Source organism: Pseudomonas sp. 21LCFQ010, from assembly GCF_024129905.1.
GTDB lineage: Bacteria > Pseudomonadota > Gammaproteobacteria > Pseudomonadales > Pseudomonadaceae > Aquipseudomonas.
Map to the genome: position 1 here is coordinate 145,928 of NZ_JAMYDZ010000005.1, position 20,884 is coordinate 166,811.

Annotated in this window: 19 protein-coding genes; 12 read left to right on the top strand and 7 right to left on the bottom strand. The window is 60.7% G+C overall.

Translation table 11 applies throughout. The features are described from left to right. Positions 1-30: 30 nt before the first annotated feature. Positions 31-405 (bottom strand): hypothetical protein, encoded by a 375-nt coding sequence (locus NJC38_RS08505; protein WP_253113263.1) that lies wholly within the window; start codon positions 403-405, stop codon positions 31-33. Positions 406-696: 291 nt separating this feature from the next. Here NJC38_RS08505 and NJC38_RS08510 point away from each other — a divergent pair, with 291 nt between their 5' ends. After that, a complete protein-coding gene (locus tag NJC38_RS08510) occupies positions 697-1,917 on the top strand; it encodes an SAM-dependent methyltransferase (RefSeq protein ID WP_253113265.1) in 1,221 nt (406 codons plus the stop codon). Here the strand turns inward: NJC38_RS08510 and NJC38_RS08515 are convergent. Beyond that, positions 1,910-2,809 carry a DMT family transporter gene (locus tag NJC38_RS08515; protein ID WP_253113267.1) on the bottom strand — a complete coding sequence of 300 codons (900 nt, stop codon included), beginning with the start codon at positions 2,807-2,809 and terminating at the stop codon, positions 1,910-1,912. The two genes, NJC38_RS08510 and NJC38_RS08515, sit on opposite strands and share 8 nt — an antisense overlap. Before the next feature lie 201 nt (positions 2,810-3,010). Between NJC38_RS08515 and yiaY the strand changes: the two genes are divergently transcribed. Next, positions 3,011-4,159: an L-threonine dehydrogenase gene (gene yiaY / locus NJC38_RS08520; RefSeq protein WP_253113270.1), complete on the top strand. Its 1,149-nt coding sequence runs from the start codon at positions 3,011-3,013 to the stop codon at positions 4,157-4,159. A gap of 62 nt (positions 4,160-4,221) precedes the next feature. Further along, positions 4,222-4,548, top strand: coding sequence for a DUF2025 family protein (locus tag NJC38_RS08525; protein WP_253113272.1), 327 nt, complete (start codon positions 4,222-4,224; stop codon positions 4,546-4,548). Positions 4,549-4,553: 5 nt separating this feature from the next. On the opposite strand, the gene fliB is transcribed toward NJC38_RS08525, so the two are convergent. Continuing rightward, complete coding sequence (gene fliB, locus NJC38_RS08530; RefSeq protein ID WP_253113274.1) at positions 4,554-5,738, bottom strand: flagellin lysine-N-methylase; 1,185 nt, start codon at positions 5,736-5,738, stop codon at positions 4,554-4,556. A 119-nt stretch (positions 5,739-5,857) separates the two neighbouring features. On the opposite strand from fliB, the gene NJC38_RS08535 reads away from it, so the two are divergent. Continuing rightward, a complete protein-coding gene (locus tag NJC38_RS08535) occupies positions 5,858-6,223 on the top strand; it encodes an SH3 domain-containing protein (protein WP_253113289.1) in 366 nt (121 codons plus the stop codon). Between the two features lie 50 nt (positions 6,224-6,273). Here NJC38_RS08535 and NJC38_RS08540 read toward each other — a convergent pair whose 3' ends face one another. The 3 genes from NJC38_RS08540 to rtcR all read right to left on the bottom strand — a co-directional run bounded on the left by NJC38_RS08540 (position 6,274) and on the right by rtcR (position 9,781). Then, positions 6,274-7,212, bottom strand: coding sequence for a DMT family transporter (locus NJC38_RS08540; RefSeq protein WP_253113291.1), 939 nt, complete (start codon positions 7,210-7,212; stop codon positions 6,274-6,276). A gap of 97 nt (positions 7,213-7,309) precedes the next feature. Beyond that, on the bottom strand, positions 7,310-8,044 hold the full coding sequence (locus tag NJC38_RS08545; RefSeq protein ID WP_253113294.1) for an AraC family transcriptional regulator: 735 nt from the start codon (positions 8,042-8,044) through the stop codon (positions 7,310-7,312). A gap of 138 nt (positions 8,045-8,182) precedes the next feature. Then, positions 8,183-9,781, bottom strand: a complete 1,599-nt coding sequence (gene rtcR, locus NJC38_RS08550) for an RNA repair transcriptional activator RtcR (protein ID WP_253113309.1) — start codon at positions 9,779-9,781, stop codon at positions 8,183-8,185. 204 nt (positions 9,782-9,985) lie between these two features. Here rtcR and NJC38_RS08555 point away from each other — a divergent pair, with 204 nt between their 5' ends. The 6 genes from NJC38_RS08555 (at position 9,986) to NJC38_RS08580 (ending at position 18,853) form a co-directional block, all read left to right on the top strand. After that, positions 9,986-11,551, top strand: coding sequence for an RNA-binding protein (locus NJC38_RS08555; RefSeq protein WP_253113313.1), 1,566 nt, complete (start codon positions 9,986-9,988; stop codon positions 11,549-11,551). Between the two features lie 359 nt (positions 11,552-11,910). Beyond that, on the top strand, positions 11,911-13,137 hold the full coding sequence (locus tag NJC38_RS08560; RefSeq protein ID WP_253113321.1) for an RtcB family protein: 1,227 nt from the start codon (positions 11,911-11,913) through the stop codon (positions 13,135-13,137). Positions 13,138-13,258: 121 nt separating this feature from the next. After that, the gene (rtcA, locus tag NJC38_RS08565) at positions 13,259-14,290 is read left to right on the top strand and encodes an RNA 3'-terminal phosphate cyclase (protein WP_253113324.1); all 1,032 of its coding nucleotides are present in this window, start codon (positions 13,259-13,261) and stop codon (positions 14,288-14,290) included. A 146-nt stretch (positions 14,291-14,436) separates the two neighbouring features. Next, complete coding sequence (locus NJC38_RS08570; protein ID WP_253113327.1) at positions 14,437-16,032, top strand: ATP-binding cassette domain-containing protein; 1,596 nt, start codon at positions 14,437-14,439, stop codon at positions 16,030-16,032. Positions 16,033-16,122: 90 nt separating this feature from the next. Continuing rightward, positions 16,123-18,264: a TonB-dependent siderophore receptor gene (locus tag NJC38_RS08575; RefSeq protein ID WP_253113330.1), complete on the top strand. Its 2,142-nt coding sequence runs from the start codon at positions 16,123-16,125 to the stop codon at positions 18,262-18,264. A gap of 148 nt (positions 18,265-18,412) precedes the next feature. After that, positions 18,413-18,853 (top strand): Rid family detoxifying hydrolase, encoded by a 441-nt coding sequence (locus NJC38_RS08580; RefSeq protein WP_045488299.1) that lies wholly within the window; start codon positions 18,413-18,415, stop codon positions 18,851-18,853. A gap of 45 nt (positions 18,854-18,898) precedes the next feature. Here the strand turns inward: NJC38_RS08580 and dmeF are convergent, their stop codons facing one another. Then, the gene (gene dmeF / locus NJC38_RS08585; protein ID WP_045488302.1) at positions 18,899-19,831 is read right to left on the bottom strand and encodes a CDF family Co(II)/Ni(II) efflux transporter DmeF; all 933 of its coding nucleotides are present in this window, start codon (positions 19,829-19,831) and stop codon (positions 18,899-18,901) included. Between the two features lie 61 nt (positions 19,832-19,892). On the opposite strand from dmeF, the gene NJC38_RS08590 reads away from it, so the two are divergent. Further along, entirely contained in the window at positions 19,893-20,168 is a 276-nt protein-coding gene (locus NJC38_RS08590; RefSeq protein WP_045488305.1) for a metal/formaldehyde-sensitive transcriptional repressor, read from the top strand. 39 nt (positions 20,169-20,207) lie between these two features. After that, positions 20,208-20,855, top strand: coding sequence for a DUF998 domain-containing protein (locus NJC38_RS08595; protein WP_045488307.1), 648 nt, complete (start codon positions 20,208-20,210; stop codon positions 20,853-20,855). Positions 20,856-20,884: the final 29 nt, after the last annotated feature.

Genomic DNA, 20,884 nt, shown 5'->3' on the forward strand with positions numbered 1-20,884 from the left:
GGGGTGCTGTTGTCGAACTGTGTTGGGTAGTTAATAGGTGCGCCGTTCACGTCGGCGATCAACTTGTTCAAGTGCGTGCAAGTAAGTGTTCAGTAACTGCGACAGGATGTTTTTTATCCGGCGCCAGGGGGTTAAAACGGATGAAAGATAATGGGCGAGATCGAAAGGGGCCGGCGTGGAGTTGATGGTTTTTATTTCGCTGGCCGATTGATTGATGGTATGGGAGCGCTTGCGCCACTGTGCTTGCAGTGCCGACACGCTGTTATGAGTTTGGCTCATTAGAAATGCTGTATTGCCAAGCCGGTTTTGCCAGGCGTCCAGCGCACCCGATAGCGAAACGGCTGGTTGCGTCCGTTCCAGAATGACAGTGGAGATGAGGGGGCACATCTGATTTTCAGCGATCATGACTACGTCCTTGTAGTGCGTTTTTCAAACAATTGAATCGGGCTGGTCCCGTAGGTATTGCTGTGTATCGAACTGACGGGGCAATTAGTAACACGGACTTTTTACGTGCTTCAAACCAAATGGCTTTTATAGTTGTAGCTGTGTGTTGGTAATTGTTATTTGATTTTTCTTTCGGAACATAACGGCTGCATTTGCTGAACAGTCTGACAAAATTGTCCCCCTTTTCCGCTTGCCAAGCCTAAAATGCGCCTTTGATTTTCACGTCCCATCGGGACACCCGAGGCGTTTCAAATGTCAGTTTCCAACGATGCCGCTACCGGCTCTGTAGTGGATCAGCGTGCCCAATTCTTCACCTTGCTGGACGATTGCCTGGCGCAGAGTGCGCTGGTCAAGCTGGTCCTGGCCCGCTATGTCGGTGCCGAGACCGACCTGCAGCGTATCCTCATCGCGCCGGTGACCCTCAAGGGCCAGGCCTGCCTGTCGTTCGTGTACCGTTACAAGACCCGCGACATCACCAAGAATCATCCGCTGGCTGAGGCTGTGGCGCTGATCGCCGATCTGCTGCCAGGCTCGTTTCGCAATGCTCACCTGCTGTCGCTCAGCGATGAAGTGCAGCTGGAGTTCAGCAAGAAGGGCAAGGCCAATCTGTCACGCAGCCAGGCCGGGCCATCGCGTGTTGCGCCTGCGGCGGCCCATGATCGGGAGAAAAAACGCTACCTGGAGCTGACCCGGCCGTTTCTCACCGACCTGGGCGTTACCAACCGCCAGCATGAATTGATTCCTGCCATGTCACGCAAGTGGAAGCAGATCAACAAGTTCATCGAAGTGTTCTCCCATGCCCTGGCTAGCTCGGCTATCCGCCTGGACAAGCCGGTGCGGGTGGCCGACTTTGGCTCCGGCAAAGGCTATCTGACCTTCGCGATCCACGATTACCTGCGCAATACCTTGCAGGTGCAGGGCGAGGTCACCGGTGTTGAGTTGCGCGAAGACATGGTCACCCTGTGCAACAACGCGGCCGCACGGCTGGAGCATCCGGGCCTGGTGTTTCGCTGTGGTGACGTGCGCAGTGTGGCGCCCAGCGAGCTGGAGGTGATGATCGCTTTGCATGCCTGCGATATCGCCACTGACTATGCGATTCACACTGGCATCCGCTCCGGGGCGGCGATCATCATGTGCTCGCCTTGCTGCCACAAGCAGATTCGCCAGCAGATTCAGAGCCCGGGCCTGCTGCAACCGATGCTGCAATATGGTTTGCACATGGGCCAGCAGGCCGAGATGGTCACCGACAGCCTGCGTGCCTTGCTGCTGGAGGCCTGTGGCTACGAGACCAAGGTCTTTGAGTTCATTTCGCTGGAGCACACCAACAAGAACAAGATGATCCTGGCCGTCAAACGCGCCGGGCCGGTTGATCCGGCGTCCATCCTGGCGCGCATTGGCGAACTGAAAAGCTTCTACGCCATCGACGAGCAGTGCCTGGAAACTCTGTTGCGGGCTGACGGCTACTTTAGCTGAGCTTCACTGTCGTAGCGGGCGCACTGACTACCGTAGTCTTGCGCCCGAGAATCACCGTACCGACCACCGCGGCGGCGAAAATCCAGGTCACCGGCTCGACCTGTTCGCCGAACAGCAGGGCCGACAGGGCGATGGTGAAGAAAATCTGCAGCAACTGAATCTGGCTGACCCGCGAGATGCCGCCCATTGCCAGCCCCGAATACCAGGCAAAAAAGCCCAGAAATTGCGAAAACAAGGTGACGTAACCGAACGCCCACCAGGCTTGCGGCGAAATCGCGCCCTGGTGCTGGCTGGCCAGCCAGGCCACTGGCCCCAGCAGAAGCGGGAACGACAGCACCAATGCCCAGCAGATCACCTGCCAGCCGCCCATCTGTCGTGCCAGCCGACCACCTTCGGCATAGCCCAGGCCACCGACGGCCACTGCAGCTAACATCCACAGGTCGCCCAGCTGGATGCTGCCGGCACCATTGATCAATGCGTAGCCCAACACCAGAGCACTGCCCAGCGCCGCGCAGCTCCAGAACGAGCGTGATGGACGTTCGTGAGCCAGCCAGGCGGCATAGAGGGCGACGAACAAGGGCTGGATGCCATTAACCAGCGCGGCATGCGAGGCCGGCAGGCTCTGCATGGCCCAGGCCGACAGCACCGGAAAGCCGACAATCACCCCCAGCACCACCAGCAGCAGGCCTTTGAGCTGGGCGAAGGTGGGCAGCTTTTCGCGGCGCCACAACAGCAGCAGTGCCGCCGGAATCGCCGCCAGCAAGGCGCGGCCCATGCCGTTGAGCAGTGGATGGATGTCCTGAACCACGATGCGTGTCATCGGCAGGGTCAGGCTGAAAATGATCACGCCCAGCAGGCCCAGGGCCATACCGGTATTTTCACGAGAAGACATGGGAAACGCCAAATGCCAGAAGAGAACAGGATCGTCATCAGGCCATAGAACCGGCGGCCGTGCCTTCTACAGCTAGCGGCAGATTGAGCAGTACAGTTAGGAGCTCTGGTTGGCGAGCGGGAAACTGTTCATTGAGCTGAATCAATACCTTTGTCATGCACTACGGCAATGCTGGAGGCCTGTCACGTCAGGAGAGTCAGCATGAGCAGCACCTTTTTTATTCCAGCAGTGAACCTGATCGGTGCCGGCTGTATAAATGAGGCTATGGACGCGATCGGTAAATACGGTTTGCTCAAGGCGTTGATCGTGACCGATGCGGGGCTGGCCAAGGCCGGCGTGGCCAGTCGGGTCGCGGGTCTGTTGGTCGAGCAGGGGATTGATTCGGTGATCTATGATGGCGCCCGGCCCAACCCGACCATTGCCAATGTTGAGCAAGGTCTGGCGCTGCTCCAGCAACACGGGTGTGATTTCGTCATTTCTCTGGGAGGCGGCTCGCCCCACGACTGTGCCAAAGGCATTGCCCTGTGTGCCAGCAATGGCGGGCATATCAGCGATTACGAAGGCGTTGACCGTTCTGCACGTGCGCAGTTACCGCTGGTGGCGATCAACACCACCGCCGGTACAGCCAGTGAAATGACGCGGTTCTGCATCATTACTGACCAGACCCGGCACGTGAAAATGGCGATCATCGACCGCAATGTCACGCCGATCCTGTCGGTCAATGATCCGCAAATGATGGTGGGTATGCCGCCAGCGCTGACGGCCGCCACCGGCATGGATGCGCTGACCCATGCAATCGAAGCGTACGTTTCCACGGCTGCCACGCCGATTACCGACGCTTGTGCCTTGAAAGCCATCGGCCTGATTGCAGGTAACCTGCTGCGTGCCGTAGAGCAGGGCGATGACCTGCCGGCGCGGGAGAACATGGCCTATGCCCAGTTTCTCGCTGGTATGGCATTCAACAACGCCTCGCTGGGGTATGTGCATGCCATGGCGCACCAGTTGGGCGGCTACTATGATTTGCCCCACGGAGTGTGCAATGCGGTCTTGCTGCCCCATGTGCAGCGCTTCAATGCCTCGGTCAGCGCTGTGCGATTGACTGATGTGGCGCACGCCATGGGCGAAAGCATTCGCGGTTTGTCCCCCGAAGCCGGTGCCCAGGCGGCGATCCGGGCGATCAGCGAGTTGTCTGCCAGCGTCGGCATACCTGCCGGGCTGAGCGAGCTGGGGGCATTGGCAGCCGACATCCCGATTCTGGCCGCCAACGCGCTGAAGGACGCCTGCGGGCTGACCAATCCACGACCTGCCGATCAGCAGCAGATCGAAGACATTTTCCGCCAGGCCCTGTGACCTTACCGGCAGCCGGTGGCGGGTTCAAACCACGGCCGGGTGCCCTGCAAGAGGGATTCTTGATGAGCATAACCTCCATGGACATTTGCCAGGCCGCCGAACGACTCGAAGGCTTTGTTGGCTATCACCGCAAGATCCAGACATATATCGTGCGCTTCAGCGAAGACTCGTTCGGCATGGATGTCGATGAACACAGCATCACACCAGTGCGTGAGTTCGTCTGGACGGGCGCTGAAGGCTCGCCCATGACGCTGGACCGCGAACGGCTGCAGATGCTGGTCAACCAGAACATCGACAGCCGCCTGGGCATCACTGAACCACTGCGTGTCTATCTGCACCGCCATGACCTGCCACCGATTCGCGCCGAGCGTTTGCTAAAGGCGGGCTGAGCAGTTTAATGAAGCGCCTGCTGGGTCTGGCGCACCAGAGCCAACAGGTAAGGTGCTCCCTGCTGGCTGATGGCCTGGCGCAGAACCTTTTCCGAAACCGTGGCGCCGTTGTGGCTGGCGGCGCGGCAGTAGCGATAGACCCGGTCGACGATCTGTTGCTGGTCAGGTGCTTCAGGCAGCGCCGCAGCGGCCTGTACCAGTAACAGATAGCGCAGGGCGAGGGTGCGGATTGCCAGGGTCGCAGCCCATTCGACCAGGGTCACACCATAATCCTGACCGGCGCTGGTGGTGGAAATGAAGGGAAAACCGGTGCGGGTCATCTCGGCAGCCATAAAGCGTTTGAGTACCGGTTCCAGCGCTGCGCCTGCCGCGCTGTAGGCCAGTTCGCGTACCTGCGGTTTGAGGTTCACGCGGTTGTGTTGCGGGGTTTGGCCAGCTTCGATATCGATGGCGGCCATCACGCTCTGGCGCAAACTGTCTGGCACGAACGGTGCTTGAGTGATTTCGAACAGCACCAGCAACAGTGGATCGGTGACGATGAGGGCCGGATCGGCGGCCGGTAACTGGTAGCCCCGAGTCAGCGGCGCAGCCGCTTCGCCCCATTGTGCATAAGGCACCTGGTTCAGTTGCCCGACCAGCTCATACAGTTGCACGAGAACATCACCGGCGGATCGCTGCGAACCGAGCACCAGCTCATTGAAGAAATTGACCGTGCTGACCCAACCCTGATCATCGAGGCCGTCAAAGGTGCTCGGGCTGCTGGCTGAAGAGCGATAGTCATCCTCAAGCTGTTCTTCGAGCTGGAACGGTGCGTCACTGAACAGCACCAACCGGGTCACCTCCGGGCAGCTCATGGTTGCCGACTTGACGGTCAGCTCATTGATGCGCCGGTACATGCGCGGGTAGGTCGAGCAGATGTCCGGCAAGGCCGGTTCACCGCGTGCCGCATGAATCGAGCAACGACCGTGCTGCAGGGCCAGGCACTGATTGTGGTCATTTTTCTTTATCCGGTAGTCGTCATGCTCCCGGGCGATCAGGTTGAGCAATTCGGGCGCCGTCTGGCCTGCGCGTTCAATCCAGCGCGGTGTCACGGCAATCGGCCAGTTCTGACAGCACGTGTCTTCACAACGCTCGGCCAGACAGGAAAACGACTGGATGTACTGGAACGCCTTGACGGGCAGAGTGGCCATACACACCTCAAGCAGAAGGATCGCTTAAAGCCCCTTGAGTGGCGTGGCGGGGCTGGTGGTTCCATGGGGCTGGCGGTTTAATCACCAGTCTTCTGAGGCTGGCAGTAGGGATTACTGTTATGAACTACCTGGTTATCAAGACTCACCGCAGCGAATACCCGGATCCCATCACTTTCGAGCGGGGTGAGTCGCTATCGGTGGGGGAGCGCTACGAGGGACCTGAAGGTTGGGATGACTGGTTCTTTTGCACCAATGCCCGGCAGGTGGGTGGTTGGGTTCCCGGTCAATTGATCCAGTGGGTAGACGATACGACTGCGCTGGCGCTGGAGGATTACAGCGCCCATGAACTGGATGTAGAGCAAGGCGAATCGCTGACAGGGTTGAGGCAGCTTAACGCTTGGGTCTGGTGTGTGCGGCGCAGTACCTTGGAACAAGGTTGGGTGCCGTTGCTTAACCTGCGCAGGGATTCGTCAAGGCGGCCATAAGCAACTTGCTTGTCGATGACATATTGAAAGCGGCTTGATGGCGAGTTGAATCAACCGCTTTGCGGCCTGGCCTGATGGCATCTCAGGCACCAGACCACGCCTGTCACCAGCAGGACAATGGCTGACCACTGCATTGCATCCGGCCAGTGCCCCTCCCACACAAAGCCCAGCAGTAACGCGGCCAGGGTTTCGATGACCAGCACCTGGCCACTGAGTGCCAGTGGCAGCAGGCGACTGGCCTGATTCCACAGTGCCCCGCCAAGCAGCGAAGCGAGCAGGGCCACGCCGCCGGCAACCATCAGATGGCTGAGCCACTTCTGGGGATCATGGTGGGTTATCTCCGGCCCCAACAGGGGAATGGCCAGCAGCAGGGACTGGGCGCCGGTCATGACGCCGGCCAGTAACGCCCAATCGTAGGCTGATACGCCCGGCATGCGATTCAGGCGTCGGGCATTGCTGACCGCGAACCAGCTCCAGGTCAGCAATGCGCCGAAGGCACAGAGCAGGCCGGGGCCGATATGGGCTGACTGGCCAGCAGCGCCGGTTTGCAGGGTGTGCAGGCTGATCAGCGCCGCTCCCGCACCGGCGCAGCACAGTGATGGTGCCAGACGACGCAGGGGGACGGCCTGGTCATCATTGCGCCCGGCCAGCGCAACCAGCACTGGAATCAAGCCGACGATCAGTGATGTGGTGGCGACTCCGGCCAGTTGTACGCCGCTGCCGACCAGTGTGTAGTACAGCAGATTGCCGATCAGGCTCAGCCAGAATAACGAAATCCAGTCTTCGCGACGCAATGCGGCGTACGCGATGCGCCAGCGCGGTGTCAGCAACACGGCGCAAATCAGGCCGTAGCAAAGAAAACGCAGGATGGCGAACTGGGCGCCAGACAGTTCCGGTGCGAGCTTGGGGCCGAGAAATATCACCCCCCAGCATAATCCGGCGCCAACCCCATAAAACATGCCCTTGAGCACAACCCGATCTGCCAGCATGAGCCTGTCGCCTTATTCAAATGCAAGGCTGCGAGTCTAGGTGGGGGGAGCGGGTGGATATTGCTCGAAAATTCCGGATTTTTTACCCAGGCTGTTTTTACCGGGGTGATTTCATGCCAGTGGTTTTGCGCCAGACGGCCGGTGTGGTACCGCACTGCCGGCTCATTGCTCTGGTCAGCGCTGCCTGGTCGCAAAAGCCGCAGCGCAGGGCAATCTCGGCAATCGGCAGGTGCGTATCGGTCAACCAGCGCTGGGCCTGGCGCAAGCGAACCTGAGTCAGCCAGGCTTGCGGGGTGGTATCGAGCAGTTCACGAAAGCGCAGGTGTAATTGGCTCAGGCTGACGGCCGCGAGGCTCGCCATAGCTTCATTGCTCCAGGCTGCGGCCGGATTGGCCTGTACTTGCGCAAGCAGGCGCTGGAGACCTCCAGTTGCCGATTGAGGCCCGGCGACGAGTGCGGACACTAGCAGCGGTGCGAGTTGCTCGGCGTGGTTGATCAGGGCTTGACTGCCTGCCAGCTCGGCAAATTCAATCAGTCGTCTGGCGGCTGGCGAAACAGGCACATAAATGCGTTGGGCCAACGTATCGAGGGCTTTGTCCTGCAACCAACTGCTCGGGCAGTCGAGCACCAGAAAACAGCTGTCTGCATCCGCCTGTTGCGCGTGTGCCATGCCGGGTGCCACCAGTGCTGCCGTTGAGGTGTCGAGCCTGGCGCCATGACCTTGTACTTCTATTTCCATCCGCCCATGGATCGGCAGCACCAGTTGCGTAAATGCGTGCTGGTGGTGAGGGGATTCACCCTGATAACGGCGAATGGTGAGAACTGGGCTCATGGCACCCTGTTGCAGATAGTCAAAAGTCTGGTTGGCTGAATTTACCATAGCCATCTGCCTGATGGTTCCGGTTCCGCCATGAGCGGCCGGCCGGCTCTTCCCACTTGGTCCGCAGTGCTTGTCTGAACAATATTAGGCTTACCCGCGAATCTGCTTCCACTCCAGCCCGTAGCGCGCCAGGTATTTGCGCAACCGGTCGGCGTCGTTGGGGTTGGCCTTGCCCTGGCGGGACACGTCGAACAGTTTGCGTCCGGCATCGGACAGGCTGCCTGCGTGGCGGCAGACGTCGATCACTGCCTTGAGTTGCAGACGATCGAACAGGTCCAGCTCAAGGTCGTCTTGCAGCAGCGGTTGCAGGTCGTCCTGTTCGGCAACCAGGCCCCAGGCATAGCTCAGGCGCTGGATTTCTTCCTCGACCTGGCTCTGGTCGATGCGCCCGCTGTCGGCCAGGGTCGCCATGCGCGTGATCGACGCTGAAAGCTCACGGAAATTGCCCAGCCAGGCGGCTTGGCTGGAACTGGCGAAATCCAGGTAGCGGCGCCGCGCTTCAAGGTTGAAGCGAACCAGTCGGCCCTGCTCGCGGGCATGACGTTCCAGTTCGAAGTCGATGTTCGGCTCTATGTCTTCGCGGCGGCCGCTCAGGCCAGGGAGGTTGAAGGTCCACAGGTTGATCCGCGCATACAGGTCCTCACGAAACAGCCCTTGGGCCACCCGCTCGCGCAGATCGCGGTGGGTGCCGGCGATGATCAGAAAGTCGCTGTCGACCTCTTTGTCCGAGCCCATGGGGAAGAAGCGTTTTTCTTCGATGGCTTTGAGCAGCATGGCCTGTTCATCGGCGCCCAGTTCGCCGATCTCGTCGAGAAACAGCATACCGCCGTCTGCCGCACGCAGCAGGCCGTCGCGGGCATTCTGGGCGCCGGTGAACGCGCCCTTGATATGACCGAACAGTGCCGACATGGCGCCGTCGCCGCGCAAGGTCGCGCAGTTCACTTCCACAAAACGGCCCTGCACCTGATGCCGGCTGCGCTTGAGCTCAAAGATGCGCCGGGCCAGAAACGACTTGCCGGCGCCGGTCGGGCCGATCAGCAGCATCGGTGCGGTGGAGCGCAGCGCGACCCGCTCGATCTGTTCGATGGTTCGGTTGAAGGTGGTGCTGCGGGTGGCGATGCCTGACTTGAGAAACGCCAGGCCTTCCAGGCGCTTGCCGGCGAAGCGCGAAGCGATGTGGTCGTAGCGCGACAGATCCAGGTCGATGATCGAGTGGGTACCCGGTGCGCGCAGGTCCGGTTCCAGACGGCGGGCAGGTGAGGTCTGCACCAGGCGCGCCGGCAGGTAGCGAGCCTCAGTGAGCAGAAACCAGCAGATCTGCGCCACGTGGGTGCCAGTGGTGATGTGGATCAGGTAGTCCTCATGCTCGGTGTCGAAGGCATACGCTGCGGCGAAGTCATGCAGGGCGCCATACACCTCCTGAAAGTCCCAGGGATTTTTCAGGTCCATCGGCTGCAGACGGACTTCAGTCTCCGGCGAGACCTGACGGATATCATCGGCCACGCGCTGGGCCAGGCTAACGTCACGGGCGTCGATGCTGTGGATCAGCTCCAGGCGATCAATCAGCAGGTCTGGTTGCTGGCACAGGCCGACAGTAGGCCGCCAGACGGACCAGCGGTTGGCGCCTTTGCCGACCCGGTCGAGCTTGGAGCCGATAAACCCTATAGCCACAGTACGCTTGCCTGACATTTTTATCCTTTGAGATAAATTACGATAGCAAAGGATAATTTTTGCCAATGGTTTTGTCTTGCTGATCGACCTGTAAAATTCAGAATTTAAAATTAATTTGTTATTAATCAAATAGTTATAAATTTATTTGGAGTGATTTACGAAAGCTGGCACAGCGGCTGCAATACCTCTGATAACAACGGAACATCAGAGCGAGACGCCAAGATGGCCAACTTCAAACTGTTCAATCGCCAGGCGGCGACCTTACCGGTCACTGACACTGTCAATGCAAGCCAGGCGCCGGCCTATGCCTACAACGCCCGTCACAAGCTGGCACAACTGGCGGTGACCGGTTGCCTGAACCAGACCTTCCATGCCTCGGCCCAGGCCCAGCTTGACAGCGTGCTGCAACTGGTCGCTGAGCTGGACAGCCGCTACGTGGCCAAGGCGGCGGTGTATGCCCGCCAGCGAGGACACATGAAGGACATGCCGGCACTGCTGTTGGCTGCGCTGGTGGCTCAGCGCTCGGCGCTGGTGCCCGAACTGTTCGCTCAGGTGGTGGACAGCGGCAAGATGCTGCGCACCTTCGTGCAGATTCTGCGCAGCGGCGTGACCGGGCGTCGCTCCCTGGGCTCGCAGCCCAAGCGTCTGGTGCAGGACTGGCTGAACAATGCCAGCGAGTACCAGTTGTTGCAGGCATCGGTAGGCACGCAGCCTTCGCTGGCTGATGTGGTGAAGATGGTCCACCCCAAACCTGCCGAAGCCTGGCGTGCCGCGTTCTTTGCCTGGTTGCTCGGCAAACCGGTGGATGTGCAGGCCTTGCCGGAGCTGACCCGTGACTTGCTGGCGTTTCGCAGCGGTGCCACGACCGAGGTGCCAGCGGTGCCATTGCAGTTGCTCGGCAATGAAACCCTCAGTGCCGAACAATGGGCTGAACAGGCCCGATACATGGGCTGGCAGGCATTGCGGATGAACCTCAATACCCTGGCGCGGCATGCTGCGTTCCAGGTGCCGGGATGCGCTGAGCAAGTGGCGGCGCGGCTGGCCGATGCTGCACAGGTGGCCAAGGCGCGGGTCTATCCGTACCAGTTGTTGGCCGCTTACCGAATGGCCGGCGACGAAGTCCCGCAGGTGGTGCGTGAGGCTTTGCAAGAGGCGCTGGAGTTATCGCTGGCCAACGTGCCGACGCTGCCGGGCGCGGTGGTGGTCTGCCCGGATGTGTCCGGTTCGATGCACAGCCCGGTCACCGGCTATCGGCAGGGCGCGACCACGGCGGTGCGTTGCATTGATGTGGCCGCACTGGTCGCCGCCGCCGTGCTGCGCAAGCAGCCCAAGGCCCGGGTGTTGCCGTTTGAGTTCGAGGTGGTCAAGGTCAGGCTCAACCCGCGTGACAGCGTGATGAGCAACGCACAGAAGCTGGCCTCGATTGGCGGTGGCGGCACCAATTGTTCGGCACCGCTGGCGCGCCTGGCTGATGAAAAGGCCAGGGTCGATACGCTGATCCTGGTCTCGGACAACGAGTCATGGATCGATGCGCGGCGCCATGGTGCCACCGAGACCATGCGCCAATGGGAGCGCATCAAGCGGATCAATCCGCAGGCGCGGCTGGTGTGCATCGACATGCAGCCCGGCGCGACCACCCAGGCGCCAGAGCGTGAGGATATCCTCAATGTCGGCGGCTTCAGTGATGCGGTGTTCGATGTGATCGAGCAGTTCGCCCTGGGCCAATATGCTGCCCGGCACTGGGTGCGGGCCATCGAAACCTGCGGGACCGGCTTGGGCCGGAAATGAGTTTTTTGCTTCACCGGTGCTGAATGCTGACGGGACTACATTCCAAGACGTCTCGTCAAACCCTGGTCAGCGCCTGTGAACGGCACGAATGCCGGTGGCTGTACATCTGGTTTAGCCGGTTCGATTCCGGCAGCAGGTCCTGGACCTGCTTTCAGTCACCCCCTTTAGTCGTGCCACTTTTTTGAATTTGCCCGGCGAATGCCGGTGGAACTACAGGATGCCGAGGTCGCGGGTTCGATCCCCGCCCGCCGTGAGGCGGTAGCTCAATGGCAGAGCGCGGTACATGTTTCACCCCCTTTTGTCGCCTTGAGGCTGTGAATAGACGCCGAGTAATCGGCCAATTAGAGAAGAACCCGATCATGCAAGAGAAAACCTTTCAGCTACTCGAAGTCGCCAACGGCAAGCCCATCAAGATGTGGACCCAGGGCGTACCGGTAGAAAGCGAAGCCCGTGAGCAGTTGATGAACACCGCGAAGATGCCGTTCATCTTCAAGCACCTGGCGGTGATGCCGGATGTGCACCTGGGCAAGGGCTCGACCATCGGCAGTGTGATCCCCACGGTCGGGGCGATCATTCCTGCGGCAGTCGGTGTGGACATCGGCTGCGGCATGATTGCCGCGCGCACCACGCTGACTGCCCAGGACCTGCCGGATAACCTGCATGGCTTGCGCAGTGCGATCGAGAAGGCCGTGCCGCACGGGCGTACTTCCGGTCGCGGAGGACGCGACAAAGGCGCCTGGGAAAATGTGCCGCAGCAGGCCGATGACGCCTGGGGTGCGCTGGCCAGCCGCTTCAAGTTGATCACCGACAAGAACCCGCAACTGAGCAAGACCAATAACCGTAACCACCTGGGAACCCTGGGCGGCGGTAACCACTTTGTCGAGGTGTGCCTTGATGAGGCCAACCGGGTCTGGTTCATGTTGCACAGTGGCTCGCGCGGGGTGGGCAATGCCATCGGCAACCTGTTCATCCACAAGGCTCAGGAGGATATGCGTCAGCACATCGCCAATTTGCCGGACCGTGACCTGGCGTATTTCGAGGAAGGCAGCCAGCACTTCGACGATTACGTCGAGGCGGTGGGGTGGGCCCAGGATTTCGCCCGGCAGAACCGTGCGCTGATGATGCAGGCGGTGATCCATGCCACCCGGCAGGTCATCAGCAAGCCCTTTGAGGTGGCACTGGAGGCGGTGAACTGCCACCACAACTATGTGCAGAAAGAGCGGCACTTTGGCCAGGACGTGTTTATCACCCGTAAAGGCGCGGTATCAGCGAAAAAGGGCGAGTTGGGCATCATTCCAGGCTCGATGGGCGCCAAGAGCTTCATTGTCCGCGGTCTGGGTAACGAGGAGGCGTTTTGCTCGTGCAGCCACGGCGCCGGGCGAACCATGAGCCGTACCAAAGCCAAAAAGCTCTTCACCGTCGAGGACCAGATTCGCGCCACCGCCCATGTCGAGTGCCGCAAGGATGCCGATGTGATCGATGAGATTCCGATGGCCTACAAGGACATCGACCAGGTCATGGACGCCCAGCGCGAACTGGTGCAAGTGCTGCACACCCTGCGTCAGGTGGTGTGCGTGAAAGGGTGAGCTGGGCTCATGAAATGCACCGCACCGAGCGCCACTCGCGTTGCCGCCAGATGCCTGAGCGGCACGCCCGGGCTGCCGGCTTGGGTAAAGGCCGGCGGCCTTGATCGAATCAGAGGGAACGATGAAACACGTCATTGAACTGGACGGCGCGATCGGCGGCGGGCAGGTGCTGCGCAGTGCCTTGAGCCTGTCGATGATCACCGGCCAACCGCTGCATATCCACAATATCCGCGCCCGGCGCAGTCGGCCAGGACTGTTGCGTCAGCATCTGACAGCGGTGCTGGCAGCGGCCGAGATTTGCACTGCACACACCGAGGGTGCGCAGTTGCATTCTCAATCGCTGAGCTTTGTACCCGGCCCGGTCCGTGGCGGTGATTACCGCTTCAGCATCGGCACTGCCGGCAGTTGCAGCCTGGTATTGCAGACCCTTTTGCCTGCGCTGTTACAGGCACCAGCACCCAGCCGGGTGAATGTCACGGGCGGCACCCACAACCCGCTGGCACCACCGGCGGATTTTCTCCAGCGGGCCTTTGTGCCGTTGTTGCAACGTATGGGCGCGCAGGTCGAGCTTGAGTTGCTGCGCCATGGTTTTGTGCCGGCCGGTGGTGGTGAGCTACAGGCAATCATTCAGCCTTCGGCGTTGCAGCCGCTGCACCTGAACGAGCGTGGTCGCGTGCTGGCGCGGCGTGCCACGGCGCTCAGTGCCGCAGTGGCCGGGCATGTGGCCGAACGTGAACTGGGGCGGGCGGCCAGGCGGCTGGACCTGCAGCCGGCAGAGTTGTTGCGCCAGGTGCTGGATGCCGAACGCGGACCGGGCAATGCCCTGTTGCTGGAGTTCACCTGCGAGCACCTGACTGAGCTGTTCAGTGCGCTGGGTCAGGCCAGCCTGCGGGCCGAGAAGGTCGCTGACCTGGCGGTGGACGGCGCACGGCGCTGGCTGGCCAGTGAGGCGGCGGTGGCTGAGCATCTGGCTGATCAATTGCTGTTGCCCATGGCGCTGGCCGGTGGCGGCAGCTTTACCACCACACATGTGAGCGAGCACTTGCAGAGCAATATCAGCGTGATCGAGTGTTTCTTGCCGGTACGTTTCGAATGCAGGGAATTGTCCAGCGACTTGTTGCAGGTGCAATGCTTGAAGACCACCGGCACTTGACCCATGCCTGATCGGCGCTAAAGTGTGGCGCTTGTTTCCTCCGATTGAGGTGTTCGTCCGATGCGCCATTGATGCCGCCGTCCTTTGACGGCTCGTTTAACTAGCCCGCTTTGCTGCGGGGTGTTTTCGGCATCTGTGGAGTTCATATGACGGGCCCTTGTCTGACGCTTGATAGCGTTTGTTTTGTGTTGCCTGATGGCAGACCGCTTTTTACACATCTCAGTGCACAGTTCGACCAGCAGCCGACCGGGCTGGTGGGGCGCAATGGTGTCGGCAAAAGCATGCTGGCGCGGATTCTTGCCGGCCAGCTTCAACCTGCCAGTGGCCGTTGCCTGCGCAGCGGGCGGGTGCATTACCTGGCCCAGCAGGCCAATGGCGCCTGTGTCGCCGAACTGGCCGGTGTGCAGACGGTGCTGGAGGCTTTGCAGCGCATTGAGGCCGGTAGCACGGCCATTGAGGATTTCGACGCCGTCGGCGAGCGTTGGGATATTCGTCAGCGCCTGGAGCAGGCGTTGCAATCGGTTGGCCTTGGGCATCTGCAAGCCACCACCCCGGCGTCTGAGCTCAGCGGGGGCCAAGCCATGCGCGTGGCGCTGCTGGGCGCGATGTTGTCGCAGGCTGATTTTCTGATTCTCGATGAGCCGAGCACCCACCTTGATGCGTCGAGCCGAGCGGCGCTGAACGAGCAACTGCAACGCTGGCCGGGCGGTTTGCTGGTGATCAGTCACGACCGGCAGTTGCTGGGGGCCATGCAGCGCATCGTCGAGCTGACCCCCTCGGGGCTGCACAGCTATGGCGGCGATTACCCGCACTACGTCCGCTGCAAGGCCGCCGAACAGCACGGTGCCGAACAGCACTTGCAACAGCGGCGTCTGGAGCTCAAACGCGGCCAGCAAGCGCTGCGTGAGCAGCAGCAATGCCAGCAGCGCCGTCAGGCGCAAGGCCAGCGCCAGGGGCGCGAGGCCAATCAGGCCAGGATCCTGCTGGGCCGCCAGAAGCAGCGCAGCGAACAGTCGGCAGGTCGACAACAGCAACGGCAGCTGGACGAGACCGCCCGCCTGGCAGCCAATGTCCGTGAGGCCGCCAGGCAATTGGACGACGAGCGGCTGATCAACCTGCACGTTGCGCCGGTCGATACGCCGCCGCAACGTTGGGTGGCCGAGTTGCTTGATGTCGAACTGGCGCATGTTCCGGTCAGGCAACAGATCAACCTGGCCCTGCGCAGCGGTCAGCGGCTGGCAATCAGCGGGCCGAACGGTTGCGGCAAATCCAGTCTGTTACGCCTGCTGGCCGGTCAGCAGGCACCGCTGGCAGGGCATTGTCGGGTGTCAGTCGCCAGCGTGCTGCTGGATCAGCCACTGAGCCTGTTGCTGCCGCATCGTTCGGTGCTTGAGCAATTGCAAGCGCTGAACCGGCGCGAGCCGCAAGCTGTGCTGCGCATGCGTCTGGCGCAGTTGGGGCTTGATGCGCAACAGATCCTGATGCCCAGCGCCCGGCTCAGCGGTGGCGAACAGGTCAAGGCCGCGCTGGCGTTGGCCCTGTACGCCGAGACGCCCGCGCAACTGCTGTTGCTCGACGAACCGGGCAATCACCTGGACCTGCCGTCCCTTCAGGCGTTGGAAGCCATGCTGCGGGCTTATACCGGGACACTGGTGGTGGTCTCCCATGACCCGGTTTTCAAGGCAGCACTGGCATTGGACAGTGAGTTTATGGCGAGCACTGACGGCTGGCAGATGGGTTAGCGGTGGTGTATATAAAAGAGATTCACAAATGATATTTGTTTCTATTTAATACGCGCACTCCGCCTATTTCTCCTCTTCAGGTACACCCGCATGCGGCATTTTTCACGTCCCCTCGTCTCGGCTGCCCGTGGTACGGCCATTGGTTTACTGGCTATCAGCCCGGCGGTCATGGCCGACAACAGCCCGACGTCGGCTGGCCAGGCACTGGAGCTGCCCGATACCACTGTCCAGTCCAGCTATGAACAGACCTCCAGCACCGCCCCGTTCACCGGTTACAAGGCTGACCGCGCGCAAAGTGCGACCAAGACCAATACCCCGCTGAACGAAACGCCGCAAACGGTGAGTGTGATCGGCAGCGAGCAGTTGCGTGACCAGAACGCCCAGTCGCTGGCCGAGAGCCTGCGCTATACCGCCGGGGTCAATGCCGGCCAGCGCGGGCGCCGGGGGCTGGATGACTTTATCGTGCGCGGCTTCGTCCAGAGTGCCTACAAGTTCGTTGATGGCATGCGCATGGATTCGGACATGTGGATCCAGAGCGACCCGTTTGCCTTCGAACGCATTGAAGTGCTCAAGGGGCCGGCCTCGATTCTGTATGGCCAGATCGCACCGGGCGGGGTGATCAACCAGGTCAGCAAGCGGCCCACCGATCAGCCACAGGCCGAAGTGGGCATGGGCCTGGGTAACTACGGCCAGCGCAAATACACCGCCGATCTGTCTGACAGCCTCAATGCCGATGCCAGCCTGCGCTATCGTCTGGTGGCGCTGTACTCCTCCAGCGATGACATCGTCGATCACGTCGACCGCGACCGCAGTTACATCGCCCCGTCGCTGACCTGGGACATCAATGACGACACCAGCGTGACCCTGCTGGCCAGTTACCAGAAGAGCCACTACGTGCCGATCCGTGGCCTGCCGGCTGAGGGCACCGTGCTCGCTAACCCCAACGGCAAGATCGACCGCGACCGTTTTGTCGGGGTGCCGGGCATCGACAACTACACCACCGAGCAGCGGATGTTCGGCTATGAGCTGGAGCATCGGTTCGCACCCAACGTCAGCTTCCGCCAGAAGCTGCGCTACAACGAATACGACCTGGACGGCGCGTTCGCCAGCCCCACCTCGCTGGCCGCCAACAAGCGCAACTACAACCGCCAGATCCAGTGGCGAGATGTCAAAGGTGAAGTGTTCACCATGGATAACCAGCTCAACGTGCAGTTCGACAGTGGCCCGCTGAGCCACGACGTATTGGTTGGGCTGGACTGGTTCGACTTCCATACCGATGACACCCGTCACACCTCGACTCTGGCGGCGATCGACCTGTACAACCCGTCTTACAACGTGACGCCCGGAGCAAAGACTTTTCAGGCTGCCACCAGCGGCACCGAAGACCTGCTGCAGCGCGGCCTGTACCTGCAAGACCAGATCAAGTTCGGTGACGGCTGGAACCTGCTGCTGGGCTTGCGCCACGATGACTCGGAACTCAAGTCCCATCGCGGCACGACCCGCACCACCACTGACGAGAACGCCACCACCGGCCGGGTGGGGCTGTTGTACGCCTTCGAGAGCGGCTGGTCGCCGTACATCAGCTATAGCGAGTCGTTCGTGCCGGTCACTGGCAGTGATGTCAGTGGCAAGGCCTTCGAGCCGGAAACCGGTGAACAGGTCGAGGCCGGCATCAAGTACCAGTCGCCGAGCAAGGCCTTCGATGTGACGTTCGCGGTGTATGACCTCAAGCGCCAGAACGTCACCACCACCGACCCGAACAACAGCGGTTTCAGTGTGCAGGTGGGTGAACAGCGCCACCGCGGCGCTGAAGTCGAGTTGCATGGCCAGTTGACCGATAAGCTCGACCTGGTGGCGACCTATAGCTATATCGACGCCGAAATCACCAAGAGCAACGATGACTTCCAGGGCAATCGCCCGGTGCAAGTGCCCGAACACATGGCCAATGCCTGGCTGCGTTATGACCTCTCCAGCCTGCTGCCGGGCCTGGGAGTCGGTGCCGGAGTACGTTACATCGGTGAACAGGCCGGCGATCAGGCCAACAGCTTCAATTCGCCCGAGTACACCCTGTACGACATGATGGTCGACTACAAGACCGGCCCATGGCGCTTTGCGGTCAATGGCAGCAACCTGAGCAACAAGGATTACACCGCCAGCTGTGCCAGTACCTCGCAGTGCTTCCCGGGTGATCCGCGCATGCTGATGTTCAGCACCAGCTACCGCTTCAGGTAATTGCCGGGGAGGGGGCGGTTACATGCTGTGGGTGCAAGCAGCGCCGCGTGACAGTTTGCCGGTTTACCGGGCCTGATCGGAAACATAGCCTGCCGGGCGCTTCACTATGAAGTGCCCGCATGCAGTTTCATCAGATCAAGGACCTTTCATGAAAACCACCCGTTCACTGCTGCTCGGCCTGTTGGCCCTGTTCGGCGCCACGACTGCCGTAGCTCAGGTCAAATTCGCCAATTCCGGTGCCAGCGGCTTTCCCATTTCCGATGCTGTCCAGGTTGGCAATACCCTCTATCTGTCTGGCCAGTTGGGGATGCTGCCAGGCACCGGCAAGCTGGCCAGCGGCGGCATCGAAGCCGAGTCGCGCCAAGCCATGGATAACATCCAGCGTATCCTGCAAAGCCATGGCCACAGCATGCAGGACGTCGTCAAATGCACGGTGTTTCTGGCCGATATTGCCGAGTTCGGCCAGTTCAACGAGGTCTACACCCGCTACTTCGAAGCTGACCGTTATCCGTCCAGAAGTGCTTTGGGCGGTATCAGTCTGGTGAAGGATGCGCGGGTAGAAGTGGAGTGTCTCGCCGCCAAGGGGTGAGCCACCGTCAGCCGCGCCGCCTGGTCGGTGCGGCTCAAGCGCTTTTCAGACCGGTGCCGGGCGGTTGATTTCCACCGTCACATGCACCAGCTCTTGATGGATCGACAAGGCATTGCGCACCGTTTCTGCTTCCAGTGGCTCGTTACAGGCCAGGCTCAGCATGCAGGCGTACTGGTCCTTGCCGACCCGCCACACATGCAGGTCTGTCAATGTCGAGCTGACCGGCAACTGTTCGATCACCTCGCGCACCTCGGCCACCACCGGTGCCTGCATTTCTGCATCCAGCAGCACCCGTGCGGTGTCACGCAACAAGCCTTTGGCCCATACCCCCACCAGTATCGCGCCGACAATGCCCATTACCGGGTCCAGCCAGCCGGCTGCCCAGAATTTGCCGGCCAGCAGGGCGATGATCGCCAGCACCGAGGTCGCTGCATCGGCCAGGACATGCAGATAGGCCGAGCGCAGGTTCAGGTCGTGGTGATGCTGGCCGTGGTCATGAGGGTGGTCATGGCCGTGATGGTGATGGTCGTCACGCAGCAACCAGGCGCACAGCAGATTCACTGCCAGCCCCGCCACGGCAATGACGATGGCTTCGTCGTAGTGGATTGGCCCGGGATACAGCAGCCGCTCGACGGACTGAAAGACCATCAGCCCGGCCACGCCGAGCAACAGGATGGCACTGGTGTAGCCACCCAGAATCTCGATTTTCCAGGTGCCGAAGGTGAAGCGCGGGTCACTGGCCAGCCGTCGCGAGGCCGCATAGGCGAACAGCGACAGGCCCAGTGCCAGGGTATGGGAACTCATGTGCCAGCCATCGGCGAGCAATGCCATAGAATTGAATTGCCAACCACCCACGATTTCCACGAGCATCATCACTGCCGTGATCCACATGGCGATTCGCGTCTTGCGTTCGGCTGACAGATCGGGCTGGTGAAACTCATGCGAATGCAGGCAATGCCCGGTGTCACGAGTGATCATGAGCAGCGTGCTCCAGAAATGAAGTTTTATACTATACCCCAGTATAGTTTTAGGAAGGCTAATGGCTCATACCGTAAAGGGCAAGAAGCAGTTGCTGACCCGGGTCCGCAAGATCCGTGGCCAGGCCAATGCATTGGAAACTGCGCTGGAAGATGAAAAAGACTGTATGGCGATCCTGCAGCAGATTGCGGCGATTCGCGGCGCGGTCAACGGCTTGATGGCCGAGGTGATGGATGGGCACATTCGCGACCACCTCGGCGATGCCGAGCTGAGCGCTGAACAACGTCAGGTCGAAATCGAGCAGATTTCCACGTTGTTGCGTTCGTATCTGAAATGAACTGAAGCCAATCTGCGCAAGCAAGTTAAAGGAATAACAATGCAAACGATTTTCCTGAATCTGGGCCGGCTGATTCCCGTCTGGCTGTTTTTCGGTGTGCTGTTCACGGCGCTTGGTTATCCCGGCTACAGCCATCTCGACCAAGCCATGAGTCAACTGGGTGCGCAGGGCGCTGCTACTCACGGCTACTCGCCATGGGTCAACAACTACCCGCTTGGCGTGTTGTTCGTGCTGTTTGCCTTGGGTGTGAGCCAACGTTTTCGCGGGTCGCGTCTGGCGCAGCTGAGCGCCGCGCTGATTGCGCTGCATGGTCTGGCCAGTTTTGCCACCGGCTACTTTGCCTGTGATCAGGGCTGTGCACCTGAGCAGCCGTCCTCATCCCAACAACTGCACAACCTGGCCGGGCTGGTCATGTTCCTGTCGCTGACCCTGGCCAGTGCCCTCTGGATCTTGCTGGGCAAGCGGCTGCTGCACTCTCGCGGCTTTGGCGGTTATTCCGCGCTCTGTACCGTGCTGGCGCTTGTCAGTGTGGCGTTTATGGCTCAAGCGCTGGAGGCCGGGCATCTATTTGGTCTGTATCAGCGGCTCAACTACGGCGTGTCGGTCCTGTGGTTGGCGGGCCTGGCGCACATGGCACTGGGTTCGAAGCGGCCCGGTTTAAAGTTCGATATCCGCCGGTCAGCCTGAAGCCGGGCTTGTTGATCAGGACATTTGCC